Raw genomic sequence first — 20,303 nt, 5'->3', positions numbered from 1 at the left:
ATGCCCTTTTTTAATGCGTAAATTTAAACTTATTATAATGCGGTTGCGGCTTTCATGTCGCTGACAAATGCTTTTAACTGCGCAGTCATTGCGTTTAAATCATTAAGGTTTGCTTCAATAATTTTTACTACCGCTGAGCCAGAAATAGCGCCAGCTGCACCTGCATTTAATGCTGATTTAACATCTTCTGGCGTTGAAATACCAAAGCCTAGTAGTGCAGGAGCTGCATGATACTCTTTTAATTTATTTACAATATTACCGGCAGGCATTTGTGCTTTAGTATCTGTACCAGTTACACCCGCACGTGAAAGTAAATAGGTATAGCCGCGGCCATATGAAGCACATTGGCGAAGCGTGTCGTCGTTTGCATTAGGCGTGGCAATAAATATTGGGTCTACGCCATTGTCCATTGCAGCCTTTCTAAACATTTTAGACTCATGCAAAGGGACATCAGCGACTAAAATAGAGTCTACCCCTACGGCTTTTGCATCTTTGTAAAACGCTTCTAAGCCACGCTTAAACACTAGGTTAGAATAAAGTAACAGGCCTATTGGTATATCGGCGTTGTATTCACGAATTTCTTTAATAATATCAAAGCAGTCTTGGGTGTTAATATTCACATCAAGCGCACGAATATTAGCGGCTTGAATAACCGGGCCATCAGCTATTGGATCTGAAAAGGGGATACCTAGTTCTAGTCCATCAGCACCACCATCAATTAAGCTTTTAATGATGGCAATACTCTGCTCTTTACCTGGGTCGCCAATAGTGACGAAAGGAACAAACGCCCCTTGTTTTTTTTCATTCAATGCAGCAAACATAGCGCCATAACGGTCCGTCTTAATTTGGCTCATAGCTGGCCTCCTTCAGATAATACTTTGTGTACGTGTGCTAAATCTTTATCGCCACGGCCACTTAAATTAATAACAATAACACTGTCTTGCGTCTGCTCTTCTGCATATTTGAGCGCATAAGCTAATGCATGGCTTGATTCAAGAGCAGGAATAATACCTTCGTTTTTAGCTAATGACTGAAATGCATCAAGTGCTTCAGTATCACTAATTCCTACATATTGTGCACGGCCAGTTTCATGTAAAAATGCATGTTGTGGGCCTACCGCTGGGTAATCAAGACCGGCTGATACAGAGTATGACTCTTCAATTTGGCCATCATCATTTTGCATAATGTAAGTGTATGTACCGTGCAGTATACCTTTAGTCCCCTTACAAATAGTGGCACCGTGTTCATGAGTGTCTAGACCTTTACCCGCAGGTTCAACACCAATAAGTTTTACACTAGGCTCGTCAATAAAGTCGGTAAACATACCAATAGCGTTAGAGCCACCACCAACGCAGGCTATAACTGCGTCTGGTAGGCGACCTTCAGCTTCAAGCACTTGTTGCTTGGCTTCTTCACCAATTATTTTTTGGTATTCGCGTACAATTGTTGGGAATGGGTGAGGGCCTGCAGCAGTTCCTAATAGGTAATGCGCTTCTTGGTAGTTAGCTGACCAGTCACGTAATGCCTCGTTAACGGCATCTTTTAATGTGCCAGAACCCGCTGTAACAGGAATGACTTCTGCGCCCATTAATTTCATTCTAAATACATTAGGTTGTTGACGTTCAACGTCTTTTGCACCCATATAAATACGGCACTTTAAACCTAGCAGTGCACACGCTAAAGCGGTAGCAACACCATGTTGACCTGCGCCGGTTTCAGCAATGACTTCTTTTTTACCCATGCGTTTTGTTAGTAATGCTTGGCCGAGTACTTGGTTTGTTTTATGAGCACCGCCATGAAGTAAATCTTCACGCTTTAAGTAAAGTTTAACCTTTGGATTTTTAACTAAATTACGCGTTAAAGTAAGAGGAGTAGGGCGACCTGCATACTCATTTAATAATTTACTAAGTTCTGCCTGGAACTCAGGATCTTTTTGCGCTTTGTTAAATTCGTTTTCTAACTGCTTAAGCGCAGGGACAAGTAACTCGGGTACAAACATACCGCCAAACTCGCCAAAATAAGCTGGATTTTGCATTTTAACCTCAATAATTTCTGATACTTGTAAAAGCATGATGTAATTTGTTTGGGCACTTTTTACCTGGAGCGTCTTCAACTCCAGAATTTAAATCAAGGCCTAAAGCGCCTTGAAAAAGCGCATCTTTTATATTGTCTGGATTTAAGCCACCAGCAAGCATAAATGGCGTTGTTGCATCGCGAAGTACTGACCAATCAAATACCTTACCTGTGCCACCAGCTTGTGTATCGCTGTGAGTGTCGTACAAGTGTCGGTCAACGCCATTGATAGGAGTAGGTAGCGCATCTTTAATTGCTTGTGCTTTCCAAATTTCACAGTTGTTTGGTAACTGTGTACGCAACGATTTAATGTAATCGTCACTTTCTTTGCCATGTAATTGAACTGCCGCTAACTTTAACACACTTGCAGCGTGAGCAACCTTCTCTGTTGGCTCATCAACAAAAACACCTACAAATTTTAGTGGTGCTGATTGCGTTATGGCTTGGGCGCAATCTAAATCAACACAGCGTGGAGATTTAGGGTGAAAAATTAAACCGCCATATATGGCGCCAGCATTATACGCTGCTTGCGCATCCTGACTGCGAGTAAGCCCACACACTTTATTTTCACCCAAAATAACACGGCGACATGCTTGCTCTAAATCAGCTTCGGCCATCAGCGAGCTGCCAATTAAAAAGCCATCGCACAGCGGAGCTAAGCGTTTAACGTCTTGATGGGTATAGATACCTGACTCAGAGATAACGACTTTATCTTCAGGTATTAATTTACGCAGTCTCTCAGTAGTTGCTAAATCGGTACTTAAATCACGTAAATCACGATTATTAATACCAATAATTTTAGCATTTAGGGCAAGTGCTCGGTGTACTTCGTCTTCATTACTTACTTCTGTAAGCACCGCCATATTGAGCGAATCAGCCACTGTGTGAAGTGCTGTATATTCTTCATCATTAAGTACCGAAAGCATAAGTAAAATTGCATCGCCACCATAAATGCGGGCCATGTAAACCTGATACTCATCTATGAAAAAGTCTTTACAGATAAGAGGCTGTTCAACTTGGCTGCGAACAAACTCAAGATAATCAAAGCTACCTTGAAAGTATTTAGTGTCGGTGAGCACGCTCATGCAACTTGCATATTTTTTGTATGCTGCAGTGATTTCGGTTAAATCAAAAGGTTCTCTTATTAACCCTTTTGAAGGGGATGCTTTTTTACACTCTAAAATAAATTGAATCCCCGGTGCTGCCAATGCGCTATAAAAATCGCGACTGGTAGGCACAGCCTGATCTTTGAAACTTTCAAGCGGACGTGCGGCTTTTCGTTCGATTAATTCTAGTTTTTTATCAGCAACAATTTTGTCTAATACATTAGCCATGACTTACCTCAATAATTGCATTTAATGTGTCCATGGCTTTGCCTGAACTTAAAAGTGAGTGTACTGCCTGAGCGCCATCTTTAAGCGAATCGGCTTTTCCTGTTAGGTATAAAAGTGCAGCAACATTGACCACAATAGCGGCATTATGGGCGTCAGTACCTTTGCCTTGTAAAATAGCAACACTTGCATCTGCGTTATATTGTGGGCCTTCACCTGCTAGTTGTTCAAGTGAATAGTTTGCAAGGTCAAAGTCGCTTGGGTTGAGCGTGTACTGGGTTATTTCACCGTTGTTTAATTCAACAACATGCGTTGACCCGTGAAGAGCAATTTCGTCAGTGCCTGAACCATGCACGACCATTGCGCGTTTAGTGCCTAATGTTTTAAGCGTTTGTGCCATAGGCATACATAGCGACTCGTCGTAAACACCTAGTAATTGCACATCAGGTGCCGCTGGGTTAGCAAGAGGGCCTAAAATATTAAAAATTGTACGTGTTTTGAGTGTAGTACGTACGCCCATCGCATGACGAACACCGCTGTGATAATGAGGCGCAAACAAAAACGTAAAGTGTGTTTGCTCAAGGCATTTTGCTGCTTGTTCTGGGCTCATATCTATATTAATACCGAGCGCTTTGAGTAAGTCGGCAGAGCCTGAGTTACTCGATACACTGCGGTTGCCGTGTTTTACCACGTTGATACCTGCTGCAGCTGCAACAATAGCGGCTGTGGTACTGATATTAATTGTGTTTGACCCATCGCCACCGGTGCCGCAGCTATCTGCAAGTTGTTTACAGGTGCTATTAAACGCGACTGCGTTTTCACGCATGGATGCTGCAGCTCCGGCTATTTCATCACTAACTTCACCTTTCATTTTAAGACTGATTAGTAATGCTGTTAGCTCGATATCGCTCATATTACCTTGCATAATTTCATCAAATAGCGCTTTTGATTGGCTGTAGTTGAGTGATTGCTTTGTAATTAACTGTTCAATAGCGCTTTGAACATTAAGGGAAGTGGGTAATTGTGTACTCATAATGTTCTCTTTATTTTTTAGTTGTTAAGTAAGCAACACTTTGTTGCAGCAACAAGGCACCATTAGGCGTTAGTATTGATTCAGGGTGAAACTGGTAACCCAACGCACTGTCACCATGGTGATAAATAGCCATTGGAATGTCTTGATATTGTGCTATTACGTCTATGCTATCGGGCACCTTCGTGGCCATTAATGAGTGGTAACGTGCTACCGGCATTGTTTCGCCAATATTTTCAAAAACAGGATGTGCGTTTAATTCAATGATTGACGACTTACCATGTACGGTTTCACCTGCGTGACCGATTACTCCGCCATAACTTTGTGTTAAAGCTTGTTGCCCTAAGCAAATACCAAGCATTGGAAAATGGCCTTTACACAGCTGAATAAGATCCATCAAACAGCCTGCATCGCTGGGTGTGCCTGGACCTGGTGAAAGCACAAGTAAAACTTGGCCTTGCTCTTGGCTCATTTTATTAAAGATAATGTCGGCACTTATGTTATTTCTGTATACAACAAGTTCACCGCCTAACATGGTTAGCTCGTCTACTAGGTTGTAGCTAAACGAGTCAAAGTTATCTAAAAAGTAAATTTTGATTGGCTGTGATGCACTCATGTTATACCGCCTCGTAAGTTGATTTTATGGCGGTAATGACCGCTTGCGCTTTGGCACGTGTTTCGTTAGCTTCAGATTGCGGGTCTGAATCAAATACAACCCCAGCCCCAGCTTGAACATAGGCCATGTTGTTTTTAACAAAAGCAGAGCGAATAACAATACAGCTGTCCATTGCGCCATCACCGGTTAAATAACCCACTGCGCCACCGTAACTGCCGCGTCGTTTTCCCTCTGTTTGGCGAACAAGTTCTGCGGCACGTACTTTGGGTGCGCCTACTAATGTACCCATGTTCATACATGCTTGGTAAGCATGCAGTGCATCTAGTTCTGGTTTTAATGTGCCAACAACACGTGAAACCAAATGCATAACCTGCGAATAACGGTCTACTTTTAAGAGCTCTTTTGCATGACGAGTACCTGCAACACTAATGCGAGCTACATCGTTACGGGCTAAGTCAACAAGCATTAGGTGTTCTGCCCGTTCTTTTTGATCGTTTCTAAGTTCAAGCTCAATACGACTATCCAAGTCAGGATTTATTTGCCCATTAGCAAACTTACCACGAGGGCGAGTCCCTGCAATTGGATATACTTCTACCTGTTGGTTATTAACATCATATTTAAGTGCCGATTCGGGCGATGCACCAAATAAAGCAAACTCTTCGTCGCGCATGTAAAACATGTAAGGGCTTGGGTTTTGCTGTTTTAATTGGCTGTACGCATGTAAAGCGTTAGGGCAAGGCAGAGAAAAAGTTCGAGAGGGAACAACCTGAAAAATATCACCGTCAACGATGTTCTTTTTTAGTTTTACAACTTGCTCGCAGTAAGTCTCGTCACTTATGTCTACACTAACGTCGCATTCCCCTTTGTTTAATGGGGCGCTGTACTGGGCTGCGTTATCGCAAAGACTGTTTAATCGCTCCAGTTGTTTACCTACTTCAAAACAGTTTGCGTGAACGTCTGGGCCGTTAAACACATTACCAATCAGTTCTGTGGTTTGTTTTTGATGATCAATTACAACGAGTGTTTCAGCTAAATAAAATACATAGTCAGGGCAGCTGTTTTCGCCATCGGGCACATCACTTAACTGTTCAAAGTTTGCAACCATGTCGTAGGCAAATACACCGCCTAAAAATAAAGAGAATGGATTGTTAGTGGTGCTTTTGATTGAGTTTATACAGGTTCGTAGGGCACTAAATGCGTTATCCGCTACTAATTTACTGGCTTCATCAATGTTGTTATGTGTACTTAAGTAATTTAGGGTTAGGCTTGTATCGTTTAGCTCGGCTTTACAGTTTTTAACATTAGCTTGTAAGTAACTTAACAGCTGCTGCCCGTTGTTTGATTGGGCTGTAATTATGACTGTTTTGCCTTGGCAAACGATGCGTAATGCACAATCGACTAAAATTAAACTTTTTACACTGTCTTTAGAATCAATTTCAGCTGATTCAAGGAGCAGTGAGTTGGGTTTATCAAGCGCTGCGTATAATGCAAGTGGGCTACTGATGTAATCGCGTGTTTGCGTAATACTGGTTACTTCACCCGGTGTAGTTGTTATATGACTAAAAATCAAACCTCATTCCCTCAAAAAATTAAACCCCGCAATGCTGTGCAATGCGGGGTTTGAATAACGTATCTAAATTACAAAAAGATCATTACCGTCCCGCTATTCCAGCCACCACCAATGATGTGTAAGAGTAAGACCGTTATTCATGTTTTTCTGCCTCAAATTTATTATGTATTTATTAAAATTTAGTTATAAAAAAACCCGCATGTTTGCGGGTTTTGAAATTTTGTCAGACACGACAATTCATCACCCGATAATTACGAGTGCCACCACCAGATTGTGTTTAGGTTTGAATTGTTCATAGTATTTAATTCTTGATGTGTCTTAAAGTGGCTACAGTAAAACGTATCTTGTGCTTTTGTGTCAAGTGTTTATTAAAAACAATTTAGTGAAAAAACTTGTTATACTTGCATAAACACCTTCAAACTTTAATTTTAAGCAGTTTTCTTTTGATAAAATATGATTTACATAGTCACACCACACATTCAGACGGGCATTTAACGGTTGAAGAATTATTAAACCGTGCAGTAGATAAAAACATTGATGTGTTTGCTATTACCGATCATGACACTGTGGCAGCTATTAAGCCGGCTCAATCATTTATTAAGTCAGAAAATCTTCCGCTTTCATTAATTACAGGCACAGAAATATCGACGAAATGGGAAAGTTTTGAGATTCATATTGTAGGCTTAAACATAAATGTCGATAACGAAGAGCTCGATGCCTTATTATCAGCACAGCAACAAAAGCGCGAAGAGCGGGCAACACAAATAGGCTTTCGTTTAGAAAAAAATGGCTTTGAAGGCATTTATGACCAAGCTAAAGAGCTTGCTGTAAATGGACAAATTACACGCGCTCATTTTGCACGTGCATTAATGCAGCGTGGAGTAGCTAAAAATTTCCCTGGGGTATTTAAAAAGTATTTAGGGCGAGGTAAAACAGGATACGTACCAAGTTGTTGGTGCGATATGCAAACTGCTATTAACGCAATACATGCAGCAGGGGGCGTTGCAGTGCTTGCCCACCCAAGTAGCTATCGAATGTCTAATAAGTGGTTGCGTAAACTGTTAATTGAATTTAAAAACGCAGGTGGCGATGCAATGGAAGTAGCACAACCTCAGCAAGCACCCAGCGAGCGCCAGTTTTTGGGCGAACTTAGCCGAGAGTACGAACTATTATGTTCGCAAGGCTCTGATTTTCATTTTCCAACAAGCTATTTAGAGCTTGGTAAAAATTTATACTTACCCAAAGATTGCCAAGGTGTTTGGCAAGTTTGGGAAGGACCAGAAGGGGCATTAACATGAGTCAATTATTTCATATTCACCCAGATAACCCACAAGCAAGACTAATAACTCAGGCTGTTGATATAATAAAGCAAGGGGGCGTTGTTGTTTATCCTACAGATTCGGGCTATGCGATTGGCTGTAATATTGGTAATAAGCAAGCCAAAGAGCGTATAGAGCGTATTCGTGGAATTGATAAGAACGACAATTTTACGCTTGTATGCCGTGATTTATCAGAGTTATCAACTTATGCACGTGTTGATAATCAACTATTTAGGTTAATTAAAAATAATACGCCGGGCCCTTACACCTTTATTTTCAAAGGCACAAAGGAAGTTCCTAAGCGTTTATTAAACGATAAGAAAAAAACGATTGGTATACGTGTTATTGAGCACCCAATAGCATGTGCTCTTTTAGCTGAGTTAGGCGAGCCACTCATGTCGTGTTCGCTTATTTTACCAGGGCAAGAATTTACAGAATCGGATCCTGACGAAATTTTAGATAGGCTTGATAAACACGTCGATCTTATTATTCACGGTGGATACCTACCAGAGCAAGCAACAACGGTAATTGATTTGTCTGAAGACGATGTAAAAATACTGCGTGTTGGTTGTGGTGATGTGAGCCCGTTTGAGTAAATAAACGTGACATCAACAACTAAATACCCACCAGTAATTGACGAGCCAGTGCAGCAAAATCTGCCACTGGCTTTTTTGCATGGCAAAGCCGTTGTTGATAAACCTGAAGACTTATATATTCCACCTGACGCACTCGAAGTTATTTTAGAAACCTTTGAGGGGCCACTTGATTTACTTCTTTATTTAATAAAAAAACATAAGCTTGATGTACTTGAGCTCTCAATATTCAGTATTACAGAGCAATATGTTAGCTATGTTGAAATGATGAGCGAGTTTCAATTAGAGCTCGCCGGTGAATATTTAGTCATGGCGGCATTATTAGCACAAATAAAATCACGCCTGCTACTTCCTGTCCATGAAGAGCTCGAAGAAGAGGAAGATCCGCGTGCCGAACTTATTAAACGCTTACAAGAATACGAGCAATTTAAAAAAGCAGCTGAAAACCTAGATGACATTCCTCGTGTTGGGCGTGATATTTTTGTTGCCCGTGCCGTCATGCCTATTAACGACGATACAAACCAAAACCTACCCGAAATAGAGCTTAAAGATTTAATGCTTGCCCTGAATGAAGTTATGGCAAGAGCTAAAACCTTTGAACATCATCAAATAACAGCAGAAGTTTTGTCAACCCGTGAGCGCATGAGCCAAATATTACACCAACTCTCCAAGGCAAATAGCGCAATAGTATTTAATGAACTTTTTAAAGTATCAGAAGGTCGCAGCGGGGTTGTTGTAAGCTTTATAGCTATGCTTGAGCTAATAAAAGAAGGACTAATTACTTGTCTGCAAGTTAACGCAGAAAGTTTAATCTACGTCAGTCTTAGTGAATAGCCGCTGCTAATAAACACTTTAATTACCCTTTAATTTCCTCAGTTTAATTTACGCCAATTACTTTTGTGCATATATGCACAGAAGCTGTTTGTTTACGCTATTTTACTAAATGACAATCTTCTATATCTTGTACGTATTAAAACACAGGATATTAATTATGGTTAAAAATACGCCGCTATCTTATGGATTCGTTGCCATTACTTTGCACTGGTTAATGGCGCTTACTGTTATAGGCTTATTTGGCTTGGGTTTATACATGGTCGAACTTACCTATTATGACAGCTGGTATAAAGGCTCCCTAGATTTACATAAAAGTATAGGTATTACGCTTGCAGCCGTTTTGGTTTTTAGGATTTTATGGCGCGTTTTATCTGTTAATCCAAAACCTTTAGGAACAAATTCGAAAATAAACCAACTGGCACACACGACTCATGTAGTTATGTACATATTATTGGCTGTTATTGTGGTAGCGGGGTACTTAATTTCAACAGCAGACGGACGACCGATTGAAGTATTTATGCTGTTTAATGTATCCGCTCTTGATTTTGTTTTTGATGATCAAGCTGATATTGCAGGAAAAGTTCATTACTACGGTGCATGTATATTAATTGGGTTTGTTATTTTACATGCGCTGGGTGCGTTAAAGCACCATTTTATAGATAAAGATAAAACGTTAACAAGAATGATTACCCCATTGAAGGAAGATTAATATGAAAAAATTACTAATAAATACGGCCGTATCTGCGGCTCTCGTTTTATCAGCATCGGCTGTAAATGCTGCTGAATATATTATTGATACAAAAGGGGCACACGCTTTTGTGAACTTTAAAATAAAGCATTTAGGATACAGCTGGTTACATGGGCGTTTTAATACGTTTGACGGCGAATTTAATTACGATGCAGAAAAACCTAATGCGTCACAAATAATGGTAAATATAGATACAACGAGCCTTGATTCTAATCATGCAGAACGTGATAAACACTTACGTGGTAAAGATTTTTTAAATGTTGATAAATACCCAACTGCTACGTTTAAAAGTACTAACATCACGTTTAATGATGCTAATTCAGGTAAAGTAACCGGTGATTTTACATTGCATGGTGTAACAAAAAGTATCACCTTTGAAATAGACAAAATCGGTGAAGGCCAAGACCCATGGGGTGGTTACCGTGTAGGCTTTGAAGGCGAAACAAGCCTTAAATTAAGTGACTATGGTATTAATTATAATTTAGGGCCTGCGTCAACTCATGTTGATATAGGATTATTTATTGAAGGTATTCGTAAATAAGCTGGTCTGTCACTAAATAATTAACCTTTAAAGCGCCGCATTAAGTGGCGCTTTTTGGTTTAATTCATTCTTGTTTTTAGCAATGGCTTTAAATGCTCGGGCAACCATTTTGATAGTGCATGAATGTATTCATCTGTTTGTTTTATTACCTTAAGATGTTTGTTTAGCAAAGTAATATTTTTAATACCTTGTTCGGTTTTAGTGCAACCAATATAGCCATAACTTAACGCAGGTGCTTCAGTTAACGGCCTCTGGGTTAAGTTATTTTGAAAGTTCATTGATTTAGCTAAATAAAAATGTTCACTTGGGTAGCCAAGTAAAATATCAATGCGTTTTAAATTAAGCATATAGGTAAGACTAGCTAAGCTATCTCGGGTAGGGCGAATAACAATATCAACATCGGGCGTTGAATTGATTATACGATCAATAGCTTCCCCATAAGAGCGACTTAAAGAAACGCCTAAAGTTAGCTTTTTCTCTTGCAGCAAATCATACAAAGAGACCTCAGTGTTGTTTTTAAGCGATAGCGCACTCGCTAGTTTCTTATGAAGTGCAACAGAGGGAGACAAACCCACTGTAGAACTCTCTTGAGTAAACACCATTTGCTGCTTTCTGTTTTCGTTTTTGTAAAGAGAGAGCACACACGCGTCATTAGTTTTATCTGAGAGTGTTTGAATTAACTTGCTAGCGGGCACTACAACACGGTTAAATTCAACATGAGGTAGTTGGTCTTCGAGTAATTTAATGATTGTTTCGTCGCGGCCTTGGCCCTGATATTTACCATTTAAAATATAGTAAGGCGCAAAATCGTTGGTTAACCAGTTAATTGTTTGAGCATGGCACAATGAAGTTAGAAAAAAATAAGGTAAAAGAGTTAAAAATACACGTAACATTACAGCAACCAACGAATGTAATTGAGTTAGTGTTTTAACACCTAAGTATTAAAAAGTAAAATGCCAGCAACAAGGCTGGCATAATATTCTCAATAATCTCGCGTTAATCCACGATGAAAACTGTGTTTAGCTGGCTTTTAACCATTTCACAAACTGACGTGCATCACTTGCTTTTTGAAATAATGCATTTTTTAAACCTTGCGTATCACTAAAGATAACACGATGTTTGTTTACTGAAATTGATTGCACAGGATGTGCAATTTGGATCATAGATCCGTTATATTTATAAGACATAATAAAACTCACTTTATTCTTGTAATTTATTCTGCGCTATTTTTATAGCAAACTGCAGTCAATAAATTAACGATGTTGTGTTTAGCTTCATTACAGTGTTGACGATCTTTATGACACTTTTACGATGATAGTAAAATTCATCTCGGTATTATTTAAGGGGTACTCGCCGTACAATAACTTAGCTTTCAAATATACGTTGTGCGGGGCTTACTGGATCAGGGTAAATAGGTTAACCGCGGTGGTTTCTTAAACCAGAGGGGGAATTTAACCTAAATAATAATTACGCGCAAGTTATTTGTATAAATATATAAAACATAGATTTTATCAACTGGTTAAATACGTTGATTTACGACTAAAAGGAATAGTATGCATTACATAATAGTCAGTGATATTTACGGAAAAACGCCCGCTTTACAGGACTTTTGTAAAGCATTAAACACGAAGTTTACCCTTGTTGAACCCTATGGCGGGAAAGAGCAAGCTATTGAAAGTGAAGAAAATAACTATAAAAATTTTATACAGACGTGTGGTCATAACGCGTATACAACAATGTTGCATAAAAAATTTGATAGACTCACAGCACCTACAGTTTGTATCGCCTTTAGTGCGGGGGCTAGCGCTGCGTGGCGAGCTCAGTTATTAACAGGCAATCCACATCTTAAAAAAGTGGTTGGCTTTTATCCATCGCAAATACGAAACTACTTAAATTTAAAAGCCAATGTGCCATGTGAATTTATTTTTCCTTACCATGAAACACACTTTGATGTTACAGCTGTTATTAATGAGCTTAATAAAAAGCAAAACGTAATTTGCCAACCAACAGATTATTGCCATGGATTTATGAACAAGTGTTCTTTAAATTATAACGAGCAAGCTTACCAACACTTTTGCAACTATTTAAAGTCTAATGAGTTTTCATAATCCTGGGTGATGTGTGTTTTAATTTAAAAAGTAAAACATCTTAAAGTGTATTAATTAATTTTTTTGTTATGTTTGGGAAGTCAGAACGGTTTTTATATTCTGCGTATAAAGAAGCAAAAATACTACTCCGTGAGAGTTTATCAAGATCTTTGATAAACGTTTTAGCACTTGAAAGTGCTGTTTTACAGCATAGTTGATAGGCTTTTATTACTTCCGCGAGGGTTTGACCTTGCTGGTGGAGTGCTAAATCGGCTTCAACAAAAAACGCAGCGCCTGTCCAATACACACGTTGTTGAGCACCTTGGTTCCACATATCAGCAGAAAGCTCACTTAAGGGCTGCGATTTGGTTTTGCTTTGAAGTCTAGCTCTATCAAAACCAGCATTTAATCGTTGAACAAATTGCGCCTGGGTTATTACACCGCTGTCACGCATAATTACGTTTTGCATGTAACTGGCAAACCCTTCACTTAACCAAAATGCAGAATAGGGAAAAAGCGGCAAATATAAATGCGATAGCTCGTGATAAAGGGTCCAGTCTTTAGTAAATGCATTTAGACTAGCATACCTGTCTATGTGTAGTTCAAGTCCATCGGGGTTGCTTCGCTTTACCGTTGCCCATGGTACAGGCTCAAATGCAAAATATTGCGGCTTTAAATAAATAGGCAAGGTAGTTTGCTTTAAAGGCCCAAGCGTATTTTCAGTTTTTTTTACACTTTGATCAATCCAGGTAGTGATCACTTGTTGGCCATTTTTAGATAGCGAGTCTAGCTGGTGTATATCAACCTCAAGGGCATAGGTGTTTAAAGAGCTTATAAATAACAACGTCCACATTAACTTCATTAAAATACCTCATTACATTTAAAAACTAATACGAACCGTACACGCTATAAGACCACCGTTTCGTATACATTAGCACACCGTATTTGTTATTTTTTAAACTGATACCAACTATAAAAAGGCAATTAAAGACACATCCCAATTAACATGTTTTAATCGACCATATACATTGATTTATAGGCTTTAGTAATGCAATACCAACATATAAAAATGCCAGAACAAGGGCAACATATAACGGTAGATGAGCAAGGGCAGTGGGTTATTCCTTCAGAGCCTGTTATTGCCTATATTAATGGAGATGGTGTAGGGCAAGATGTCATGCCTGTTATGAGAAATATTGTAGATTGTGCTATTACACACTGTTACCAAAACAAACGAAAAATACATTGGATGCAAGTGTTTAATGGTGAGCAGGCTGCCAAGCTTTACGATGGTGATTGGTTTCCACAAGAAACAATACAAGCGGTAAGAGCATGTAAAATAGCAATAAAAGGTCCGTTAACAACCCCCTTAGGCGGAGGGTTTAGGTCTTTAAATGTTGCCTTGCGCCAAGAAATGGATTTATTTGTAAACATGCGTACCATCAAAGGAATGAGTGCTTTGCCTTCTCCATTAAAAAATCCCTTTTCAACTAATATTACCGTGCTTCGTGACAGTAGCGAAGATGTATATTCTGGCATTGAGTGGCAAGCTGGCAGCATTGAAAGTGAAAAAATGCTCGACTTTTTATGTGAAGAAATGGGGGTTACACGTCTTAGATTTTCACAAGACTGCGGGATAGGTATAAAAAATATATCCAAAGAGGGCTCTGAACGATTAACACGTTTTGCTCTTAATTTTGCCCTTAATAACAATCGAGACTCTTTAACTTTTGTTCATAAAGGCAATGTACTTAAGTTTACAGATGGTGCATTTAAACGCTGGGGCTTTGCGCTAGCCAAAAAAGAATTTAATGCTATTGAGCACGAAAATGGCCGATGGCTAAAAATTGTTCGTGATAGTCAAGCACCCTTAATAATTAAAGAAGTCATTGCCGATAACATGCTACAACAATGTTTAATGAACCCTGAGCAGTTTGATGTAGTGGCAACAACAAATCAAAATGGGGACTTTTTAGCCGATATGCTCAGTGCTCAAGTGGGTGGTGTGGGTATTATGCCAGCGGCAAATATGAATAATGATGTGGCTTTTTTTGAGCCTACTCATGGCACATTTGAACGCATTGCAGGGCAAAATAAAGCGAATCCAAGTAGTAGTATTTTGAGTGCAGTACTTATGCTTAAATTTATTAAGTGGGATGAAGCGGCGTTAACTATTGAAAATGCATTAGAAAAAACGTTAGCAAGCGGGCATGTTACTTTTGATCTAGCCCAGCAGGGCAGTGATACTTCAACAATTCATAACTCGACAACCTTAAGTTGCACAGACTTTGCAAATAAGGTTATCGAGCACTTTTAAACACATTCATTATTAAGCTGCTGACGCAGTATTAACAGTGTGCACGCATGGGCGATTAGTTAACTGTGCGGCACGGTGGTAAATGTCGTGTGCATTGGGTTCATCGCATTGTGTACCACTAAGCGTATCCATTAAAGCAACAACAATAATTGCAGGAACCTGGCAACAATACTCATCAAGTACCGCTTCAGTTGTTTGCGCATCTACATGACAATGCGGATGATTTTGCAGTTGGTACGCGTTTAGCAATGTTTGTACTTCAAGTACATCGTTTGGTTGGTGTTTAGTTTTACGGCAAGTACATCCAAACTCATCAACTAATGTCGCCAGTGTTTGGTATACATCTGTTGTTTGTAATGTTGCCTTAGAGCATAACTGCTCTTCAATGAACTGATGTAAGTTAGCATCAATAAATAATCCGTCTTGGCGTGTGAAAGAAGCTGTTGTCATAATAAGTACTCTTAGTTTGTTGGCTTAACTTCACTCTAGCGCTAAGTGTATTATTAATGAAATTGTTGTTTTCAATAACTGACATTGATTCAATCAATATTAAGCTCGTTATACCTATTTTTCGCCTTAAATTTAAGGGCTTCTCCCTTTATTTAATTTGGTGCAAAAAATAAATAAATGCACAAAAGTGGTACAAATGTTAACTGAGGGATTATAAAGTTTTTAAGTAAGGTATTGAATTAAATATAAATAAAAAATTTGGTATTAGCTTTGCTACATGGTGAACAGTAAGGTTACTCCCCTTGCTAAGACTTATACGACTCCAAAGCAAAACATCGAGACACTCACTATATTAAAGAGAGTGTCTCGATGTTTTATTTATTGCTAAATTAGTTTTTAAACGTTGTATTTTTAATTTACCCTAATATTCCGTCATTTTCAGTTTTAGCGCATAGATTTACAGAGTGTTGCATGAGCTGTAGCTACCCGTAAGTAGGTAAGTAGAGAGCAATTTCACACAAATGTGGCTTCACGCGTTGAAATTTATTTACTGACTCATTTGATTTCTAGTATGTATATAGTCTTATTATCTATCTGCTACTGTTTTAGCAAATTCAAGTAGTTCACGGCGCAACCATTGATGTGCTGGCGCATGATGAAGCAGTGGGCTCCATATCATTTTTACCTCAATAGGTACTATTTGAAACGGAGGCGGACTTATTACCAAGTTAGTATGTGTTGTTAATAACTTAGCTTGCCTACGCGGTAATGTAGCCATCAGTTGTTCTGATTGGCAAAGTAAGCTGGCAATCATATAGTGGCGGGTAAATACCCTAATTTTACGTGTTTGCTCTAACTGCCAGAGCGCTTCATCTACCCAACCTAATTTTTGTTTACCTGACTTGTTAGTTACAGCAGCTTCGGGCCCCCAACCAGCCCGGTTTACCCAAATATGCTCTTTTTGAAGGTAATTATCGAGTGTGGCGTTTTGTAAAAAAGTATTCTTGGGGTGTGTTAAACAGCAGTAGTTATCTCGCCATACAGTAGCTTGGTGAAATGACCGAGGTAATCCATTAAAGCGGTTAATAGCAAGATCTATAGTGCCTTTTTCCATGTCTTGTAGGTTAACATCGCTTGGGCTTAAAACATCAAAATTAATACCCGGATTTTTATTTAATTGAGCGGTAATAAATGGCGCTATTAACGTTGATTCTAAATAGTCGTTTGCCATTATTCTAAAGGTTATTTCAGCCGTTGCGGGGTTGAATTGCTCACTTGGTTGAGTGATTGCCTCAGCCATTTTTAATAGGGCTTCTATTTCAGGTTTTAGTAAAAGAGCTTTAGCTGTTGGAGTCATCGAGCCTGCGGCGCGAACAAGGAGCGGATCTTCAAATAAATCACGCAATCGTTTTAGTGCATTACTCATGGCAGGTTGTGTTAACGCTAATTTATTGGCGGCTTTAGACACACTTTTTTCATCTATTAACACGTTTAAATAGACGAGAAGGTTGAGATCGACGTTACGTATATTCATTAGATCAATCTTATTTATTTGCTGTATTAATTATCTAAATTAAAGCCTGCTTGCTAAGGTGTAAACCATTAATAAAAAATAACCGCCATAACGGGTAAAAATATAAGTGTTGTCAGCATGCCAAATACATTAATCGATGATTCAAATAATGCTCTTCAAAAGGTGATTGCAACTAAGCTAGCTCGTGCTGTATTTGCAGGGTTTGATGCTATGTTTGCTGAGTTTTTAAATATTACACTTGGCGCACAAAGTCGGTTTGAGCAACGCCAGTTCCATGATGTACAACGTGCAATGCGTGATCGGCTACAAGTTTACGAGCGCCAGGTAAAAAATGTGAGCGAAGCGGTTAAAGTGATTGCTTATCAAGAACTAGACTGCCCGCAAACATGGCAATTAGCTAAAAATATTTACGGAGATATGGTTGAGTGCCATGAGAATAAACCCATTGCGCATACATTTTTTAATTCTACATTTGGTGCTATTTGGGACGATAAAAAAATTCGTACAGTGCATTTATTTGTATTAAAAGCCAAATACCGCAGTGAGCCTCGTTCATTTGAAAGTTTAGTGAGTAGAATCTCGCTTAAAAATGGGTTTGATACTGCAATTTCACAGCTTATTACTAAGCAAATGTTTAGAGTTCCATTTAGCCAATTAAATGCAGATTTAGAGCGTTTGCAGCAAACTCTAATGCAAGGTGCTAGGCATCAATGTAAGCAGGTATATGAACTTATAAATTTAAACGACGGGTTTATTGAATACGCAAACTCGTTATTTTTTAGAAACAAAGCGTGTTATTTAATTGGCCGTTGTATAGCGAAAAATGGCGATAACATGCCGTTTGTTATTGCCATTTTAAACACCGAAAAAGGCCTAAAAATAGATGCGGTAATGATGGGGGCCGATCAACTAAGTTTATTATTTGGCTTTGCCCGTACTTATTTTATGGTAGATACCGACCAACCTGCGCGTTATGTTGATTACCTCAGTGTACTTATGCCACATAAAAAGCGGTTTGAATTATTTAATGCGATTGGCTTTATTAAACACGCCAAAACTGAGTTTTACCGATATAAGGTGGATACCACCAAAAATAGCCCCACAAGTTTTAAATATGTCAATGCACCCGGTACGCCTGGCATGGTTATGCTGGTATTTACCATTGAAGGCTCAGATTACGTCTATAAAGTAATAAAAGATAAATTTAGCGCACCAAAAACAGCAACTAAGGCACAAGTAAAAGAAAAATATAACTTTGTTAAACAAGCCGACCGGGTAGGGCGATTGGTAGACACCCACGAATTTAGGTATTTGGCGTTTGATTTAAGCCGTTTTAGCGAAGAACTATTAACGCAGATGAAAACACACATCGGCAGCAGTTTAGTTATATCGGGCAAGGCACTTATTTTAAAGCATGTGTATGTTGAACGAAAAATGACCCCTCTTAATTTATATATTAACCACTGCGATGAAATGGCATTAGAGCAAGTGATGCTTGATTATGGAAAAGCGATTAAAGATTTAGCCGGGGCGAATATATTTCCAGGTGACATGCTGATGAAAAACTTCGGTGTTACGCGTTGGGGACGCGTTGTGTTTTACGACTTTGATGAGATTTGCCCATTAACTCAGTGTAATTTTAGAGATGTCCCTCAATCACAAAATGCACTAGAAGAGCTTAGCAGTCATTCTTATTTTGATATTGATGAAAACGATATTTTTCCAAGCCAATTTAAGGTTTTTTTTAGCGCAAATACCCATGCGTTTGAGTACTTTAACACCCACCACAGTGATTTATTCACAACTGCTTTTTGGCAACAGTGTCAACAGCAAATACAAAACGGCTTTTTACCTGATGTTTACCCGTATAAGCAAAGTTGGCGGTTTAAACCGGAATAACTACCCCCATATTTAGAGTATGACTTAGTTAAAGCACAGGAGTGGTAATGAAATATATTTCCCATGAAGGTGGAGACCTTGCCTTTAGTGATACCCGTAAACCGCAGCTAAAAAATCATGAAGTACTTGTTAAAGTGGCTGCAATTGGTGTGAATCGTGCTGATTGCATGCAACGCCAAGGTAAATACCCAGCCCCAAACGGTGATAGCCCAATTTTAGGGTTAGAGTGCGCAGGCACTGTTGTTGAGGTTGGTCGCAAAGTGGATAAAATATGGTTAAATAAACGCATTTTTACACTGTGCGCAGGTGGTGCTTATAGCGAATATGTTGCCGTAGATGCCAAACAACTAATGGAGCTACCTGAAGACCTTACTATGGTTGAAGGTGCCGCCATAAGCGAAGTGTATTTAACTGGGTTTGGTGCATTATTTGAGCTTGGCAAATTACAATACGGGCAAACGGTATTAATCCATGCCGGGGCCAGTGGAATAGGTGGTGCCGCAATTCAAATGGCAAAAAGCGCAGGGGCTACGGTTGTTATAACTGCAGGTTCAGATGAAAAATGCCAGCACGCCAAGGCACTAGGAGCCGATTATACAATTAACTATAAAACCACTGAGTTTGTAGATTACATGCAAAGCCATAATTTAAACGCGAATGTAATTGTTGATCCTGTAGCAGGGCGTTATTTAAATAAAAATGCTTCAATTGCAGCCTTGGACTGTCAAATAATTATGCTTGCCTTTTTAGACGGACGTTTTGCTGAGGTTGATTTTGCAGCGCTTTTGCGCAAAAGGATTTCGTTTCATGCATCAACCCTTCGTAACCGCAGTATTGAGTTTAAACGCCAACTAAGAGATGACCTAGTTGCACGCTTTTACAACGATATAGCATCTAAAAACTATAACTTTAACGTATACAGAACTCTGCCCTGGACACAGGCTGCAGAGGCGCATGCAATATTAGAGCGCAACGAAAATGCGGGAAAAGTCGTATTGCTTGTAGAATAACGCTTTATTTTACACGTTATGCCCATATAATTTAATCATGCACACGTTATTATAAAACCAAGGTTAAAAATGAATCCAATAATTGCAATTTTAAAAGAACACAATGTAAGCGATGAGAAAGTGAAAGCGTTATTTGAGGCGTTTACACAAAACCCAATGATGGCTATGGCACTTGTACAAGAGCTAGGTATTCCACCTGAAAAACTTCAGCAATTGATGGCCGTTGTTATGACCCAGCCCCATTTAATTAAAGAAGCGACTGAAGAATTAGGTTTAGACTTTGAAAAAGTAAAAGAAGCAAAAGATAAGCTCAATCAACAATAAGTGTGTGATATTTTTAGTTAAAGAAGC

At 39.1% G+C, this 20,303-nt stretch carries 21 protein-coding genes; 10 read left to right on the top strand and 11 right to left on the bottom strand.

Annotation, left to right across the window (positions count from 1 at the left end; genetic code table 11):
* Positions 1-32: 32 nt before the first annotated feature.
* From trpA to AC27I2_RS10110, 6 genes are read right to left on the bottom strand one after another with little or no spacing between them, the layout of a single operon-like run.
* The gene (gene trpA / locus AC27I2_RS10135; protein ID WP_487204205.1) at positions 33-854 is read right to left on the bottom strand and encodes a tryptophan synthase subunit alpha; all 822 of its coding nucleotides are present in this window, start codon (positions 852-854) and stop codon (positions 33-35) included.
* Positions 851-2,035, bottom strand: coding sequence for a tryptophan synthase subunit beta (gene trpB / locus AC27I2_RS10130; RefSeq protein WP_058552009.1), 1,185 nt, complete (start codon positions 2,033-2,035; stop codon positions 851-853). The genes trpA and trpB overlap by 4 nt, the downstream gene beginning before the upstream one ends.
* Positions 2,036-2,042: 7 nt before the next feature.
* On the bottom strand, positions 2,043-3,407 hold the full coding sequence (gene trpCF, locus AC27I2_RS10125; protein ID WP_487204204.1) for a bifunctional indole-3-glycerol-phosphate synthase TrpC/phosphoribosylanthranilate isomerase TrpF: 1,365 nt from the start codon (positions 3,405-3,407) through the stop codon (positions 2,043-2,045).
* Positions 3,400-4,437: an anthranilate phosphoribosyltransferase gene (gene trpD / locus AC27I2_RS10120; RefSeq protein WP_487204203.1), complete on the bottom strand. Its 1,038-nt coding sequence runs from the start codon at positions 4,435-4,437 to the stop codon at positions 3,400-3,402. Before trpD ends, trpCF begins: the two co-directional genes overlap by 8 nt.
* 10 nt (positions 4,438-4,447) lie before the next feature.
* Positions 4,448-5,050, bottom strand: coding sequence for an aminodeoxychorismate/anthranilate synthase component II (locus AC27I2_RS10115; RefSeq protein WP_487204202.1), 603 nt, complete (start codon positions 5,048-5,050; stop codon positions 4,448-4,450).
* Between the two features lies 1 nt (position 5,051).
* Positions 5,052-6,620 carry an anthranilate synthase component 1 gene (locus AC27I2_RS10110; protein ID WP_487204201.1) on the bottom strand — a complete coding sequence of 523 codons (1,569 nt, stop codon included), beginning with the start codon at positions 6,618-6,620 and terminating at the stop codon, positions 5,052-5,054.
* Between the two features lie 443 nt (positions 6,621-7,063).
* Between AC27I2_RS10110 and rnm the strand changes: the two genes are divergently transcribed.
* The 5 genes from rnm (at position 7,064) to AC27I2_RS10085 (ending at position 10,655) form a co-directional block, all read left to right on the top strand.
* Positions 7,064-7,918, top strand: a complete 855-nt coding sequence (rnm, locus tag AC27I2_RS10105) for an RNase RNM (RefSeq protein WP_058404401.1) — start codon at positions 7,064-7,066, stop codon at positions 7,916-7,918.
* Positions 7,915-8,535 carry an L-threonylcarbamoyladenylate synthase gene (locus tag AC27I2_RS10100; protein ID WP_006792208.1) on the top strand — a complete coding sequence of 207 codons (621 nt, stop codon included), beginning with the start codon at positions 7,915-7,917 and terminating at the stop codon, positions 8,533-8,535. Before rnm ends, AC27I2_RS10100 begins: the two co-directional genes overlap by 4 nt.
* A 6-nt stretch (positions 8,536-8,541) precedes the next feature.
* Complete coding sequence (locus AC27I2_RS10095) at positions 8,542-9,366, top strand: segregation and condensation protein A (protein ID WP_487204200.1); 825 nt, start codon at positions 8,542-8,544, stop codon at positions 9,364-9,366.
* 157 nt (positions 9,367-9,523) lie between these two features.
* A complete protein-coding gene (locus AC27I2_RS10090; protein ID WP_219421781.1) occupies positions 9,524-10,075 on the top strand; it encodes a cytochrome b in 552 nt (183 codons plus the stop codon).
* Position 10,076: 1 nt separating this feature from the next.
* Positions 10,077-10,655, top strand: a complete 579-nt coding sequence (locus AC27I2_RS10085; RefSeq protein WP_219421780.1) for a YceI family protein — start codon at positions 10,077-10,079, stop codon at positions 10,653-10,655.
* Between the two features lie 59 nt (positions 10,656-10,714).
* Here AC27I2_RS10085 and AC27I2_RS10080 read toward each other — a convergent pair whose 3' ends face one another.
* Positions 10,715-11,548 carry a transporter substrate-binding domain-containing protein gene (locus AC27I2_RS10080; protein ID WP_487204199.1) on the bottom strand — a complete coding sequence of 278 codons (834 nt, stop codon included), beginning with the start codon at positions 11,546-11,548 and terminating at the stop codon, positions 10,715-10,717.
* A 126-nt stretch (positions 11,549-11,674) separates the two neighbouring features.
* Positions 11,675-11,818, bottom strand: coding sequence for a hypothetical protein (locus AC27I2_RS10075; RefSeq protein ID WP_008113633.1), 144 nt, complete (start codon positions 11,816-11,818; stop codon positions 11,675-11,677).
* 390 nt (positions 11,819-12,208) lie between these two features.
* On the opposite strand from AC27I2_RS10075, the gene AC27I2_RS10070 reads away from it, so the two are divergent.
* A complete protein-coding gene (locus tag AC27I2_RS10070) occupies positions 12,209-12,763 on the top strand; it encodes a hypothetical protein (protein ID WP_487204198.1) in 555 nt (184 codons plus the stop codon).
* Positions 12,764-12,803: 40 nt separating this feature from the next.
* On the opposite strand, the gene AC27I2_RS10065 is transcribed toward AC27I2_RS10070, so the two are convergent.
* Positions 12,804-13,604, bottom strand: coding sequence for a M61 family metallopeptidase (locus AC27I2_RS10065; protein ID WP_487204197.1), 801 nt, complete (start codon positions 13,602-13,604; stop codon positions 12,804-12,806).
* A gap of 186 nt (positions 13,605-13,790) precedes the next feature.
* Here AC27I2_RS10065 and icd point away from each other — a divergent pair, with 186 nt between their 5' ends.
* Complete coding sequence (gene icd / locus AC27I2_RS10060) at positions 13,791-15,059, top strand: NADP-dependent isocitrate dehydrogenase (protein ID WP_487204196.1); 1,269 nt, start codon at positions 13,791-13,793, stop codon at positions 15,057-15,059.
* A gap of 12 nt (positions 15,060-15,071) precedes the next feature.
* On the opposite strand, the gene AC27I2_RS10055 is transcribed toward icd, so the two are convergent.
* Both AC27I2_RS10055 and AC27I2_RS10050 read right to left on the bottom strand, forming a co-directional pair.
* Entirely contained in the window at positions 15,072-15,509 is a 438-nt protein-coding gene (locus tag AC27I2_RS10055) for a hypothetical protein (RefSeq protein ID WP_487204195.1), read from the bottom strand.
* A 586-nt stretch (positions 15,510-16,095) separates the two neighbouring features.
* The gene (locus AC27I2_RS10050) at positions 16,096-17,043 is read right to left on the bottom strand and encodes a LysR family transcriptional regulator (RefSeq protein WP_487204194.1); all 948 of its coding nucleotides are present in this window, start codon (positions 17,041-17,043) and stop codon (positions 16,096-16,098) included.
* 117 nt (positions 17,044-17,160) lie between these two features.
* Here AC27I2_RS10050 and aceK point away from each other — a divergent pair, with 117 nt between their 5' ends.
* The 3 genes from aceK to AC27I2_RS10035 all read left to right on the top strand — a co-directional run bounded on the left by aceK (position 17,161) and on the right by AC27I2_RS10035 (position 20,276).
* Complete coding sequence (aceK, locus tag AC27I2_RS10045) at positions 17,161-18,942, top strand: bifunctional isocitrate dehydrogenase kinase/phosphatase (protein WP_487204193.1); 1,782 nt, start codon at positions 17,161-17,163, stop codon at positions 18,940-18,942.
* Between the two features lie 47 nt (positions 18,943-18,989).
* Complete coding sequence (locus AC27I2_RS10040) at positions 18,990-19,952, top strand: zinc-binding dehydrogenase (protein WP_487204192.1); 963 nt, start codon at positions 18,990-18,992, stop codon at positions 19,950-19,952.
* Positions 19,953-20,021: 69 nt separating this feature from the next.
* Positions 20,022-20,276: a DUF2999 family protein gene (locus AC27I2_RS10035; protein ID WP_058404412.1), complete on the top strand. Its 255-nt coding sequence runs from the start codon at positions 20,022-20,024 to the stop codon at positions 20,274-20,276.
* The last annotated feature ends 27 nt before the right edge of the window (positions 20,277-20,303 follow it).

The organism is Pseudoalteromonas sp. NH0006-46 (assembly GCF_057547735.1).
Note: the sequence above shows the minus strand (reverse complement) of the source record. Positions and strands in the feature narration are given on the sequence as shown.

What these genes read in the sequence shown, in the direction of transcription:
- AC27I2_RS10050 (WP_487204194.1), bottom strand. Translation starts at nt 17,043, where the DNA reads ATGAATATACGTAACGTCGATCTCAACCTTCTCGTCTATTTAAACGTG.
- AC27I2_RS10085 (WP_219421780.1), top strand. Translation starts at nt 10,077, where the DNA reads ATGAAAAAATTACTAATAAATACGGCCGTATCTGCGGCTCTCGTTTTA.
- trpA (WP_487204205.1), bottom strand. Translation starts at nt 854, where the DNA reads ATGAGCCAAATTAAGACGGACCGTTATGGCGCTATGTTTGCTGCATTG.
- AC27I2_RS10090 (WP_219421781.1), top strand. Translation starts at nt 9,524, where the DNA reads ATGGTTAAAAATACGCCGCTATCTTATGGATTCGTTGCCATTACTTTG.
- trpCF (WP_487204204.1), bottom strand. Translation starts at nt 3,407, where the DNA reads ATGGCTAATGTATTAGACAAAATTGTTGCTGATAAAAAACTAGAATTA.
- icd (WP_487204196.1), top strand. Translation starts at nt 13,791, where the DNA reads ATGCAATACCAACATATAAAAATGCCAGAACAAGGGCAACATATAACG.
- aceK (WP_487204193.1), top strand. Translation starts at nt 17,161, where the DNA reads ATGCCAAATACATTAATCGATGATTCAAATAATGCTCTTCAAAAGGTG.
- trpD (WP_487204203.1), bottom strand. Translation starts at nt 4,437, where the DNA reads ATGAGTACACAATTACCCACTTCCCTTAATGTTCAAAGCGCTATTGAA.
- trpB (WP_058552009.1), bottom strand. Translation starts at nt 2,035, where the DNA reads ATGCAAAATCCAGCTTATTTTGGCGAGTTTGGCGGTATGTTTGTACCC.
- AC27I2_RS10115 (WP_487204202.1), bottom strand. Translation starts at nt 5,050, where the DNA reads ATGAGTGCATCACAGCCAATCAAAATTTACTTTTTAGATAACTTTGAC.
- AC27I2_RS10040 (WP_487204192.1), top strand. Translation starts at nt 18,990, where the DNA reads ATGAAATATATTTCCCATGAAGGTGGAGACCTTGCCTTTAGTGATACC.
- AC27I2_RS10055 (WP_487204195.1), bottom strand. Translation starts at nt 15,509, where the DNA reads ATGACAACAGCTTCTTTCACACGCCAAGACGGATTATTTATTGATGCT.
- AC27I2_RS10065 (WP_487204197.1), bottom strand. Translation starts at nt 13,604, where the DNA reads ATGAAGTTAATGTGGACGTTGTTATTTATAAGCTCTTTAAACACCTAT.
- AC27I2_RS10035 (WP_058404412.1), top strand. Translation starts at nt 20,022, where the DNA reads ATGAATCCAATAATTGCAATTTTAAAAGAACACAATGTAAGCGATGAG.
- AC27I2_RS10080 (WP_487204199.1), bottom strand. Translation starts at nt 11,548, where the DNA reads ATGTTACGTGTATTTTTAACTCTTTTACCTTATTTTTTTCTAACTTCA.
- AC27I2_RS10100 (WP_006792208.1), top strand. Translation starts at nt 7,915, where the DNA reads ATGAGTCAATTATTTCATATTCACCCAGATAACCCACAAGCAAGACTA.
- AC27I2_RS10075 (WP_008113633.1), bottom strand. Translation starts at nt 11,818, where the DNA reads ATGATCCAAATTGCACATCCTGTGCAATCAATTTCAGTAAACAAACAT.
- AC27I2_RS10070 (WP_487204198.1), top strand. Translation starts at nt 12,209, where the DNA reads ATGCATTACATAATAGTCAGTGATATTTACGGAAAAACGCCCGCTTTA.